Source organism: Roseiflexus sp. (assembly GCF_057785375.1).
The window spans coordinates 62,681-74,743 of the sequence record NZ_JBYNRX010000074.1 but is presented as its reverse complement, the minus strand read 5'-3'; the positions used below and the strand labels follow the sequence as shown (position 1 = coordinate 74,743).

Annotated in this window: 7 protein-coding genes and 1 pseudogene; 6 read left to right on the top strand and 2 right to left on the bottom strand. The window is 61.7% G+C overall.

Annotated features, from left to right (window positions below; genetic code table 11):
• The first annotated feature begins 288 nt into the window (after positions 1 to 288).
• The 3 genes and pseudogenes from AC3EA7_RS13230 (at position 289) to AC3EA7_RS13220 (ending at position 3,670) form a co-directional block, all read left to right on the top strand.
• Positions 289 to 2,172 (top strand): peptidoglycan-binding domain-containing protein, encoded by a 1,884-nt coding sequence (locus tag AC3EA7_RS13230; protein ID WP_488614530.1) that lies wholly within the window; start codon positions 289 to 291, stop codon positions 2,170 to 2,172.
• A gap of 43 nt (positions 2,173 to 2,215) precedes the next feature.
• Positions 2,216 to 3,094, top strand: a pseudogene (locus AC3EA7_RS13225) (IS5 family transposase).
• Positions 3,095 to 3,157: 63 nt separating this feature from the next.
• The gene (locus AC3EA7_RS13220; protein ID WP_488614529.1) at positions 3,158 to 3,670 is read left to right on the top strand and encodes a hypothetical protein; all 513 of its coding nucleotides are present in this window, start codon (positions 3,158 to 3,160) and stop codon (positions 3,668 to 3,670) included.
• Between the two features lie 152 nt (positions 3,671 to 3,822).
• On the opposite strand, the gene AC3EA7_RS13215 is transcribed toward AC3EA7_RS13220, so the two are convergent.
• Positions 3,823 to 5,760: a hypothetical protein gene (locus AC3EA7_RS13215; protein ID WP_488614528.1), complete on the bottom strand. Its 1,938-nt coding sequence runs from the start codon at positions 5,758 to 5,760 to the stop codon at positions 3,823 to 3,825.
• Between the two features lie 261 nt (positions 5,761 to 6,021).
• A complete protein-coding gene (locus AC3EA7_RS13210; RefSeq protein ID WP_488614527.1) occupies positions 6,022 to 7,383 on the bottom strand; it encodes an endo-1,4-beta-xylanase in 1,362 nt (453 codons plus the stop codon).
• Positions 7,384 to 7,515: 132 nt separating this feature from the next.
• Between AC3EA7_RS13210 and AC3EA7_RS13205 the strand changes: the two genes are divergently transcribed.
• Genes AC3EA7_RS13205 through cas10 form a run of 3 tightly spaced genes read left to right on the top strand, consistent with a single transcriptional unit; the run spans position 7,516 to position 12,058 of the window.
• Complete coding sequence (locus AC3EA7_RS13205; RefSeq protein ID WP_488614526.1) at positions 7,516 to 8,472, top strand: NAD(P)-dependent oxidoreductase; 957 nt, start codon at positions 7,516 to 7,518, stop codon at positions 8,470 to 8,472.
• 59 nt (positions 8,473 to 8,531) lie between these two features.
• The gene (locus tag AC3EA7_RS13200) at positions 8,532 to 9,821 is read left to right on the top strand and encodes a S8 family peptidase (RefSeq protein ID WP_488614525.1); all 1,290 of its coding nucleotides are present in this window, start codon (positions 8,532 to 8,534) and stop codon (positions 9,819 to 9,821) included.
• Positions 9,818 to 12,058 carry a type III-B CRISPR-associated protein Cas10/Cmr2 gene (gene cas10, locus AC3EA7_RS13195; protein WP_488614524.1) on the top strand — a complete coding sequence of 747 codons (2,241 nt, stop codon included), beginning with the start codon at positions 9,818 to 9,820 and terminating at the stop codon, positions 12,056 to 12,058. The genes AC3EA7_RS13200 and cas10 overlap by 4 nt, the downstream gene beginning before the upstream one ends.
• Positions 12,059 to 12,063: the final 5 nt, after the last annotated feature.

Here is a 12,063-nt window from a genome sequence, read left to right as displayed (position 1 = left end):
TTCAAGGCAGGTTGTGCTGCTTCAATATTGTATCGACAGGTTCATTCTATCATGTTTCGTCATACCGGATGAGTGTTCACAAAAGAGGGTCTATATTTGTCTGATGTATCACGATCGACGGAGAAAGGCGCTTATCGATGACTTGATCACTCTTTGAAGGTCTTGATCTTCGTAGCGATGTGATCATATAATAATTGCTATTCCGGGTATTTTGTGAGCAACTGACACGAATGGCGCCCACACCGCTCTTTGGACTGACAGCCGTTCGCAGGTGAAGTCCGCATGCGTATGAAAAAGCCGCTATCCGCCCGGTCTTCTGAACCGGCAGACGGGGTTGCAACCGTCTGGATCAACCAGGTGCGGCAAGCGCCAGCTCCGCCTGCGATTGCTGAGGAGGCGCCGTTTACGCCAGAGCAGCAGCGAGACGGTGATCAGACATTCGGGCATCACTTCGGCGACTTCCGCCTCCATTCCGGTGCAGAGACAGGTCTGACGCCTTCGACGCCGCCAGGTGCGCCGTTGACTGCGTTTCACCGCATCACCATTCAGACCCAACGCTCTCCCGGATCAGCACGGCCCACCCTTCGCCAGGGATCGCCCCACGCAGAGGATATCGAATTTCTCCAGGAACGATTGAATACCGACGGCGCCACGCCAGCGCTCAAGGTCGATGGTATCTTCGGTCCGCTCACCGATGCCGCGACGCGCGAATTTCAGCGTCGCCACGGACTGATTGTCGATGGCATCGTTGGACCGCAGACCTGGGGCGCTCTCAATGCCCTCGAACGGGCAAGCATTGCCGGACCGGAAGATGTGATGAGCGGCACACGCCCGGTGACTGCTGAACAACACCTCGAAGTTGAGCAGGCGCTGCATCCGAATGCGCAAGTTTCCGGCGGCTCGGTCACCACGCCGCCGATGACCGGCGCAGGGGTTGGCGGCGAGTTTGAACAGCACATGATCGCGGCGCTCGATGCATTTATCAACAGCCGGGTTAATCCCGAAAACGAAATGCCCGCTTCGCCTGACCTGATGGACCCGATTCGTGAGATCGCCGATGCAGCGCAGCAGACAGTGGAAGATTTCTACGCACGTTACATCATCATGGCCAGCCGTACGCCGACCGGTTCGTACCATCCTGGCAGTTTTCGCATTCCCCTTGGTGATGCATCAACACGCCCTGTCTCGCGGGAATATGCTGCTGGATGGGTCGACTATTTTATGTCGGAGCCATCCTATGAACCGAGCCAGGTGCTGACTGACCACAACGTCGATACATCGCGCGACCGTCCGGATCGTGCCGAGTATACCCGTGTGCGCGATCTCTATGTCCGCAATGATACGCGGTTTCATAACGTGCGCAATGTGATTCGCGGCTGGCCCGCTGAAGCCGGGACCGGAACCGTGTTTGTTCAGCCGCGTGAGTACCAGGGTCTGGTTGGCAGGTGGTCGCTCTTCAAAACCATGATGCACGAGTTTCTGCACCTGGTGACCCATCCGAATTATAAGCGCGCTGCGGCAGCGATCGGCGGCAGCGCGCGCCAGGCGCTGATCGAAGGGTTCACCGACCACTTTACGCTCCAGGTGTGGCATCACGTGCGCGACTCGCTGGAAGCGAATCGCGCACTCCGCCAGCGCGTCGAGGGCAATCTGTTCCAACCCGATCTGGACCCCGCCATTCTCGACGATCCGTCAACATATTCTCAGGAAGCGCCGGAACTCATTGTGGCGGCTGTCGGTGAGGAAAACGCGCGGGTGGCCTATTTTATGGGTCACGCCGATCTGCTTGGGTTGGGTGCAGGAACATCGAGTGAGGCGCCGTTGACCGGCATTGCGACCTGGGAACCGACCGATAGTGATACCGCTGAACAGTATACGGTCCGCGCCGGCGGCGAGACGGTCGCTCAGATTCGTGAGCGCACCAATGCAGCGACCATCACAGAACTCGATGGCACTGGGGTGATGGATGATACACAGCGGTTTGCCGCCGGTCATCGTCTGCACATTCCGGGCATTCGCTGGCATCGCGCGATCGCCGAAGATACACGGGCGCAGGTCGCCGGGCAGCACGGCATTACGCTCGAACAACTCGAACGGGCAAATGGCTGGACGCATCGCCGGGGCAATACACCGATCCCGGCAGGCACGCGCGTGCTGATTCCGCGACACTAGAGCCTGTTATGCACTTCAGAGATAAACGTGGTATGATTTCAGTATGACACGTAAACCCTATCCAAGCGATGTGAGCGACGAGGAGCGGGCCTTCGTCGCTCCCTCCCTGACCTTCATGACCGAAGACGCCCCGCAGCGCGACCACGCGCTGCGCGAGGTCTTGAACGGATTGCGCTGGATCGTCCGCACGGGAGCGCCCTGGCGTATGATGCCCAACGCTCCGCCGCCGTGCGCCGTGGGGCGCCGTCTATCAGCAAACCCAGCGCTGGCTGAAGGCCGGGGTCGGTGCGACGCTCGTCCATGATCGGCGCGCGCTGGTGCGTGACATCGAAGGGCGCGCGCCTGCGCCGCGCGCGGTGATCTTTGACGCGCGCACGATGCAATCGCCCCCCCCCCAGGGGGGGAAAGGGGGGGCGCGGCGCGCGCGCCGGCGATGACGGGCATAAACGCCGCAAGGGCAGCAAGGTCCACGTGGCGGTTGATCCGCTGGGCCAGTTGCTGGCCGTGGTCGTCACGCCCGCCAACAAACAGGAACGCGCGCAGGTCGCCGCGTTGGCGGAACAGGTCCAAGCCGTCACGGGCGAGTCGGTCGAAGCGGCGCGCTGAGCCTGCTTGCGCTGAGCCAGCCGAAGCGTCGAAGCGTGGCGTTCGTCGATCAGGGCGATACGGGGGAACCACCGGCGGCCGACACCCCGCCCACGGCATCCGGCTGGAGGTCGTTAAACGGTCGGAAGCCAAACGCGGCTTCGTGCTGCTGCCGCGCCGCTGGGTCGTTGAGCGAGGCTTCGCTTGGATGGCGCGCTTTCGCCGGCTGGCACGCGATGATGAGCGGTTGCCGGAGACCTTGGCGGGATTGCATGTTCTGGCCTTTGCGATGCTCATGCTGAAGCGGTTCATTACCGTTATGCTCGAAAGTACATAACAGGCTCTAGGGGTTGCCTTGCTTCTTGACCGCGCCCGCTGCCAGCAGTTGAGGGGAGAAGAGATGTCCAGTCTTGAAGTTGCGCTGCGCGGCGACTGGCTCCGCTGGAATGGGCTGGAAGCGGGCCTGACCGGTCAGGCGCTTCAACATCTGCTTGGACCGGACGTTATCGCGGAGGCGCGCGAGCCGGCCAGGTTGTCGCTGCAACTGGTCACCCGCCAGGTCTACCGCCGTAGCGCTCCGCCATACACGGTGGTGGCGTGGTTCGAAGATACCAGTGATCGCCTGCTCTTGATCGAACTCGATGAACCTCCGTTGCTGGCGTCGCTCGACGATATTGTGTCCGCCTGGGGACCGGCGGATCGTGTCGCTCCCGGACGCTCCATCGTCCTTGGCGCCATGACGACCGAGTATGTCTATCTGAGCCGCGGCATTGCCTTGACGATTGCCGAGTCCTACGACGATCCGCCGTCGTTTGCACCGCGCATCGCCCGCGTCCAGCTGTTTGCACCGACCGATCTCCAGGGTTTCCTGGTGCGCCTCGGTGGAGGCGATCGGAATTACGGACCGCGCTGAACCGCTCCCCAAACATGGGCGCGTGCGGGATGGGCACGCCAGCGGCGCGCGCCTGGGCACGCCAGCGGCGTGCCCCTACGTACACCCTGGGCGCGTGCGGGGTGGGTGCGTGCGGGGTGGGCACGCCAGCGGCGTGCCCCTACGGGCAACCTTCAACTTTCAACCTGCAACTCCTCCACCCTCCCACGTTCAACCTTCACCGCCATCCATGCCCCCGCCACTCCCGCTGCCAATGCCGCGCCGATCATCAACGCAGCAATCGCCGCTGCACGGAGAGGACCAACTTCACTGCGCAGCAGATACCCGATCCACAGGTCGGTTGTGTGGCGGACGGTTGGGACGAAATACCACCCCCAGCGGTAGCGCGGACTTGCCGGCGGCGGTTCGATGGCGGCATCGGAGAAAGGCAGGCGACCGCCACGATCATCAACAGCGGAAATCTCATCGACGCGCAACCCGACCATCCGCTGCCGTTCTGTTCCGGGTATCGTCTGCGCAAATGGCTGCGCCTGCAGGATAAGCGGTTCACCCGGCGGAGCAATCACCCGCACCAGGCTCCCCTGACCGCCGCGCAGGATCTCACGGCGCCCGGCGATGTCGAGCGTTGGATTGCCTGGCGGCGCACCGGCAGGACGGTCGTCGTTGATGCGAATGGTGAGGAGCGCCGGTCTGTCGCCGCGACAAACGATCACTCCCGATGCGCCGGTCATTCGCGGCAACACTGTATCACGCGCTTCCGAAAAGTAGAACCCATCGCCGAGGACGCACTGCCCGTCGCCGTATCGCGCCTGCCAGCGTTCCGCAGTGATGCGCCAGTGTGCCAGCAGTGGCGAGTGCGCCGCGTCGAAGTAGATGAGCCGGCGAGGGATGCCCATATTGAGGTAGATCGCCGGATTGACAATGACGCCTGCCAGTGCATTGATCGTCCCAAACGCCAGGATCACGCCAATGACAGGACGGGTCACGATGTTGCGACCCGCCGTGGCGCGCTCGAACACCGGCGCCGCCAGCACCGCCAGCAACGGCACGATCGGCAGCAACAGGCGCGGTCCCCAGACCCCGCCACCGTCCCAGGCATGCCAGTGCGCGTAAAGTAGCACATTTGCAACGACCAACCCGATCAAGAGCGCCGTCTCCAATCGCCGGCGCCGCCAGAGGAGCGGCGCTCCCGCCAGCGCCAGCAGCGCCACTGGCGCGTAGAGAAAAAGGCTCTTCCCGGGGCTGAGCAACAACCCGGTCAAGCCGCTCAGCAACGGCGTTGTGAATGCGCTCGCCTCGTCGCCATACCCGCTCGCCAGTGGTGTGCCGAAGCGCGCCAGGTTGTAGCCAATCACCAGCGTCACGCCGGGAACCAGCCCCAAACTCCAGATGCTCAGGCGTGTCGCGACGGCGCGCAACCTTCCTGTTGTACCACTGTGTGACTGATGAGCGGAATGGTGCGACCACGCGGCCATTCCCACATACAGCGCCAGGAATGGCAGTGCAATGGCGGCTGCGATGCGCGTTGCAATCAGCAACCCTGACGTAATCCCTGCAATCAGCAGTGCACGCCGGTCATTCCGCACACGAGCGGCATACGCCCGTTCCACCGCGCACAGCAGCAGCAGACCGGTCAGCGGTTCGGAGAAGAACGTCCGGGCATAGGGCCACGCCAGGCTTGCGACGCCAAACGCGCCAGCCGCCAGCCACGCAGCGCGTCGGTCATACCCCAGTGCTGCCACGAATGCGAACAACACAGCGCCGGTTGCAGCAGTCACCACCGCATTCAGGAGACTGACGCCGAAGCGGGTGAGATACTCATAGACCTCGACCGGCGCGCCGCTGGAGAAGAGCGCGCCGAGTGCAAAGAATGGGAGCGCCGCCAATGATGGGAGAATGCCATACGGCGAAAACCTGCGCCCATCACGTCCTTCGCGCAGCGGCATCGGCGTCAGATCGCCGTCTTCGATGGCGACATCGGCGCGAGTTGCGATTGTGCGCGTCACATAGTACATCGCCTCTTCATCGGGGGAGTAGAAATGGCCGCTCGCAGTGAGCAGATAGAGGGCGAGAAGACAGCAAAAAGCGGCAAGCGGGGCGCGTGCGGTCATGATTCGACAGATGGCTCGATCAAAGGCGTTCCATGAGCGTGCATTCACACGTTTCCCGGGAGCGCGGGCATCTTGCCCTCGCACACTGACGCAGGCATCCCGCCTGCGCTCACAGGTTTGGAGTTACCCAACGCTGAACACGTGCTTCCATCAGCGTTTCAAAAGAATGTTGGGCAGGCGAAGGCATTGCCTTCACCTGCCCGGCGGTCGCTGAGCGGGCCGAAGCGCCGCGCGTCATGTGGCAATGTTTCGGACAGGCGCTTACTCACGCCGGGCATTATACTCCAGGATGTACTGCTGGATCGCCCAATATGCCGGACGCGGCGTGTAATCGGTGTTGATGATGCTGAACGATGCCTGTTCGTGCCACGGTTCGCCGTTGCGCGCGCGCAGCGGCGCAAAGTTCAGGTTCCACAAAAACACCGCATCCACCCACGGATGCCGTTCAGCCGTCCATTGCATAGCGCCGACGATATACTGCGCCTGCTGTTCATATGATACCTGGTTGCCAAACTCGAATCCAGGCGTGTTGTTGCGCGTCGCCCACCCGAATTCGGTGATCCACACCGGAATATCTGCCAGACCATACTCTTCCATCAGACAGCGAATGCGCTCCACATTGCGGAAGTAGAACGTCGGATGGTCGGTCCAACCCTGCGCCGGGCTGGGCGCGTCGGGCCAGAAGGTCTCCGGCGGATTGGCGGAACCGCCGGGATGCACGCCGAGCGCATCGACATAATTCCGAATAACGCCGTTCTCATAGGCGAACATGGCGCTGTAGTAGCGAATGTCGGAAATCGCGATGCCGGGGCTATCGACGGCGGTGGAAGCTGGCGCGCCGCTGACCACAATGATCGTCGGGTCAACCTCCTTGATACGCCGGTACGCAACTTTGAGGATTTCGACATAATGCCGGGCATCATCGGTCGAGACGTAGCCGCCATTCTCGTATGCCAGGTTTTGCTCGTTCCAGATCTGAATGGCGTGGATGCGCCCCTTATACCGCTGCGCCAGCGCTGCCACGAAGTTCCCTAGCGCCTCGGGGTTTTCCGGCAACCCATCGCTGCCGCCGCGCCCATAGAAGTTCGGCGACCGGACGACCGAAATCATCAGTTTCAGCCCGCGCGCGTTGACATCGGCAATCAGTGCGTCGAGTTCCGCGCCCCAGGCGTAGAAGCCGGGCGGACCCTCCTGATCTTTCCAGTGGATTTGCTGGCGAATCCAGCCAAAACCGGCATCCTTCGCCAGACGCAACGGTGTCGCGCGATCAGTCCAGAACAGATGGGCATGGACGCCGAATTGCAACCGGCGGACGCGCAGTGGATGCGGCATACCGCCCGGACCAAGCGGCTGCATCGTCGGCGGGATGGGGGTTGGGAATGGCGTGGGGAGGGGTTGGAGCGTTGGGGAAGGGGTCACATTCGCGTATGAAAAGGCCGGCACGCCATCCGGCGCCACTCGTGGCGGAAACGGCGCCTGATCCCAGACAGCCGCAGTCGGAACAGCGGCATCCGGCAGCGGCATGGTCACGACTGCCGGAGTAGCGACGCATGCAGCCAGCAACGACAGAAGCAGCGATGCCAGCAATGCTGCAATGATGACAAAGCGCGTGAACGAAGCCATACCGACACTCCTGCACACGAAGCGAATCGTCAGACTACTAATACTGTAGCCAGACGTGACCGCTGCGACAATCCCAGCAGATAACGCCAGCGTTACGCAAAAATGGCAGGCGCCTGAGAAGTGCGTGATACAATGGCGCGCAACAGGTTCCGTACTGAAAGAGCAGGGGGCGAGCGTATGGAGCAGCGCGAACGGATTGGCTTCATCGGTCTTGGCATCATGGGGCGCGGCATGGCGCGTAACATTCTGAAGGCAGGATTTCCGTTGCGGGTATGGAACCGCACTGCCAGCCGCATGGACGAACTGGCTGCGGAAGGCGCCGGACCAGCCAGCAGCCCCGGCGATCTGGCATTCCACAGCGACATCATCATCACCTGCGTCAGCGACACACCCGATGTTGAGCAGGTCATTCTGGGCGAAGGCGGCGTCATCCACGGTGCGCGCCCTGGCTCGCTGGTGATCGACATGAGCACCATCAGCCCGCGCGCAACCCAGCGGATCGCGGCGCACCTGGCGGAACGCCACGTCCATATGCTCGATGCACCGGTCAGCGGCGGCTCGGAGGGCGCCGCCCGCGGCACGCTCAGCATCATGGTCGGCGGTGATGCCGCACAGTTCGAGCGCGCATTACCGGTCTTCCAGGCGATGGGCAAAACCATCACTCACCTGGGTTCAATCGGCGCCGGACAGACGACCAAACTGGTCAACCAGATTCTGGTGGTGGGGCACGCGCTGGCAATGAGTGAGGCGCTGCTGTTCGCGCAGGCAGGCGGCGTCGATCTGCATAAGGCGCTCGAAGCGGTTGCAAGCGGCGCAGCGGGCAGCTGGATGTTGAGCAACCGCGGACCGCAGATCCTGGCGCGCGACTGGCGTCCCGGTTTTACCATCGATCTCCAGCAAAAAGACATCCGGCTGGTTCTGCAGGAAGCCGACCGTCTTGGCGTACCGTTGCCCGGAACGGCGCTGATCCACCAGCTCTACCGCACCCTTCAGGCGCGCGGTCTTGGGCACGAAGGCAACCATGCACTGATCAAGGCGCTCGAAAACCTGGCCGGGATTGAGGTGGGGGTATGGGGCGAGGGGTTGTAGCCCCATGCAACCGTCGTCTCGCGTGTGCTATACTGTACAGTATAGAGAAGAATAGAAGCGTGGCATCACGCTCCGGCAGGCAGTTATCGGGCGTGGAAAAGTTCATTGCCGTCCGCAAGCGGACGCGAAGCGCGGCATTTGCCCTGCACGAAGCGGCAATTGCCGAAAAGCGCGTGGAAATCATGCGCGACGCGCAAACATCGCGTCGCGCGATGGAATTGATCCGGCTTGGTCTGCGTCCCCATCTGCCCGGGCAGCGCAAGCCGGTCGGACACGGGTTTGAGCGCCTGGGTCATGTCAGTTGCTACATCGTCAACGCCCCAACCAGTCAACAGGCGGAACAGGCGCGCGAAATCCTCGCGGACGACTACCTGATCGTGCCGGATGTGTCGCTTTCGTTGCCGGTCGCGCGTGTTGGCGCCGAAACCAGGGTTCGCCGGCCACGCGCACCAGAGTGGCCAGCCGTCAGCGGCATTCAGGAAGCGCACCGCCTGGGCATCAGAGGAAGGAACGTCATCGTCGGTGTGCTGGATACCGGTTGTGACGCGGATCACAACGAGTTTCTCGGAAAACGGATCGAGTTCCGCTACGTTCCCTTCGTTCCCACGCCCGGAAGTATGCGGGCTGTCAATGGCTTCGATACGCACGGGCATGGAACGCACGTTTGTGGAATAATCGCCGGGCGGAATGTCGGTGTCGCGCCGGATGTCGATCTTCTGGCAGCGGCAGTGATCGAAAGTGAGACGGTCAAAACCAGTCTGGAACGGATTGTGGTCGCGCTGGACTGGATGCTGTCGCACTTCAGCCTGATGGAAAATCAGGACAAACCGATGATCATCGGCATGTCACTTGGTTTTCGACCGGAGTGGATCGGCGCGCCGGCATTCAAGACGGTCACCGAAGGTATGCGGTTACTGCTGCGCACGCTGGTGGAGGATTTCGATGTCCTTCCGATCATCGCCATCGGCAACGACGGTCCTGGCGTGGTCCGCGCCCCTGGTTCCTACGCCGAAGCGCTGGGGGTTGGCGCCGTCGATTTCGATCTCAACCCCTGGTCCAGCAGCAGCAGCGGGCAAACGCCCGACGGACTGCACAAGCCCGATATTGTCGGCTTCGGAGTGAATGTCATGTCGAGCCTGGAGCGCGACCTTCAGCGCCGCAGTTTGTATGCCCGGATGAGCGGCACAAGCATGGCGGCGCCTTATGTGGCAGGCATTGCTGCGCTGATCGCTTCCGCCAACCCTGGTTTGCAGGGGGCTGCCCTGCGTCAGCGGCTGCTGGAAACCGCGCTTCCGCTATCGGCGCCCGCCGAACGGGTCGGCGCCGGGTTGGCGAGGTTTGTCCTATGAGCACGAAGCACGAGCAGACTCCTGCGCCACGGAGCACGAAGCACGAGCAGACTGCTGCGTCACAATCCAACAACCGTGTGCGCGCTCTGGTTCGTTCGGTTGTGACCCTGCAGCGCCCCTCCGCTGAGGAACTCGCGCACTGCACCCGTGCCGAGAAATACCGTCGCTTGCGCGAACACAACGGGCAGGCGCGCACTCGCCTGCTGCACTGGATCGATGAGCATGGCCTCAGTGACGAGGTTGTGCAGGTCAGTGAACCGACGGCCTTCAACACCCTCTTCGTCGTCGGCACCCGCCATGCGATCGACGAACTCTCCCACGCCCCCGATGTGCTCCACGTCGCTGAAGACGGCGACATCACCACCGACCTGCCGCGTGCCGATAGGCGCAGCGTCCCGACCCATCCGCCTGTCGATCAGTCCCGCGACGAAGAGGAAGGACGAGAAGCGCATTATTCAGGCTTACATCAACCGGAGCGCCAGATGCAGACCTATCTCTTCTTGATGACTATTGGACCGGTGCAGGACTTCATCGCCGCTGCCCGACGTTCGCGTGACCTGTGGGCCGGGTCGCATCTGCTGAGCGATCTTGCCCGACAAGCGGCTAAAGCTTTGCAAAGCGAACGTGCGACGTTGATCTTTCCTGACCAGGGTGATCTCGATGCGCATGACGTCGTGAATCGGCTCCTCGCCGAAACGACCGTACCACCCGACCAATTGGGACCGCGTGTAGAAAAAGCTGTGCGCGGCCAACTTCAGCAGCAAGCCCGAGACCTCTTCGACGGAATACCCGGTCTGCGCAATGAACCATCATTGGCCAACCAGGCGCTCCAGCAGGTTGATGATCTGCTTGAGATCTTCTGGGCTTGCGTCCCCCGAACAGAGAACTACCAGCAGGATCGTGATGATCTTGAGGCGGCGCTGGCGGCGCGGAAAAACACGCGCGAATTCCGCCAGCCCGCATACGCCGCGATGGTTCCCAAGTCCTCGATTGATGGCCTGCGCGAGTCTGTCATTCCCGAAGAGTACTTCCCTAAACCGGGTTCGGACGAACGTGAGCGCAAACTGCAACAACTGCTCGGATTATTTGGCGCAAAGAAGGCCGAACGCCTGTCAGGAGTTGATTTGCTCAAGCGCCACCTTCCGGGAGCGGGAGGCATTACCGATTTTCCCAGCACCTCACACTTTGCGGCGTTGCCCTGGCTGTATCGCCATCAACAGTTTGCCACCGCCTTCGATGCATACCTCAAGGATGTTCAGAAATACTTTCAACCAGAGCGGATACACCCGCATCGCTTCCGGTATCTGAACCTGTTTCAGGAAATTGACGCCTCGATCCTGTTCGCCGAACGTCTGGCGGAAGAAGTTGATGCTGCAGACCTGAACGAGGTGCAGAGCAGGCTGAATGATCTTGTCAGAGCCATTGGTTCCTGTCCTGAGCCATACTATGCCGTTCTACACGCCGACGGCGATCGTATGGGTCAGGTGATCGACACGCTTGCGCGGATGCCGGATGGTCGCCAGCAGCATCAACTCTTCTCCCGCGCGCTCGACACATTCGCCAGTGGTGTGCGCACAATCGTTGAAAGCGAAGAGCATCGAGGAGCGCTCGTGTATTCCGGCGGCGACGATGTCCTGGCGTTTCTGCCAGTGGATACGGTCATTTCTTGCGCGAGGCGACTGGCGGAGGGTTTTGCAGCGGCGCTTCAGCCGTACAGAAGTGCAGATGGTCTCTCGCCGACCCTCTCAGTCGGCGTGGTCATTAGCCATCACCTTGAGCCGCTTTCGTCGGTGCTGGATCTGGCGCGCCAGGCGGAGAAGGTTGCCAAACACACCCGTAATGCTCTGGCGATCATCCTGAGCAAGCGCAGCGGTGTTGATACGACCATTAGCGGTGAGTGGCAGAGCGGTTTTGTGGAACGTCTGGAGCGGTTCATCAAACTGCATCAGACCAATGCCTTTCCCGATGGCGCGGCGTTTGAATTGCGCGATCTCGACGAGCGGGTGGGACGCATCATTTCTGACGAGGCGTTGGTTGCCGAGGCGTTGCGTATTCTGAAGCGAAAACGCGCACAGCATGGTCAGGCTGCGCTGGCCGAAGACGATCTGAATCTGATCAAACGGACACTGGAAGATGGTGCAAGCCGCCACCGCTGGGGCGTCAACGAGTTGGCGGACGAACTGATCGTGGCGCGTGAATTCGCCCGCGCTCGCGGTTTGCGACGGAATGAGGAGTAGAGTCG

Excerpts from the sequence above, each read along its gene's own strand:
- AC3EA7_RS13230 (WP_488614530.1), top strand. The coding sequence starts at position 289 with ATGAAAAAGCCGCTATCCGCCCGGTCTTCTGAACCGGCAGACGGGGTT.
- AC3EA7_RS13220 (WP_488614529.1), top strand. The coding sequence starts at position 3,158 with ATGTCCAGTCTTGAAGTTGCGCTGCGCGGCGACTGGCTCCGCTGGAAT.
- AC3EA7_RS13215 (WP_488614528.1), bottom strand. The coding sequence starts at position 5,760 with ATGACCGCACGCGCCCCGCTTGCCGCTTTTTGCTGTCTTCTCGCCCTC.
- AC3EA7_RS13210 (WP_488614527.1), bottom strand. The coding sequence starts at position 7,383 with ATGGCTTCGTTCACGCGCTTTGTCATCATTGCAGCATTGCTGGCATCG.
- AC3EA7_RS13205 (WP_488614526.1), top strand. The coding sequence starts at position 7,516 with ATGGCGCGCAACAGGTTCCGTACTGAAAGAGCAGGGGGCGAGCGTATG.
- cas10 (WP_488614524.1), top strand. The coding sequence starts at position 9,818 with ATGAGCACGAAGCACGAGCAGACTCCTGCGCCACGGAGCACGAAGCAC.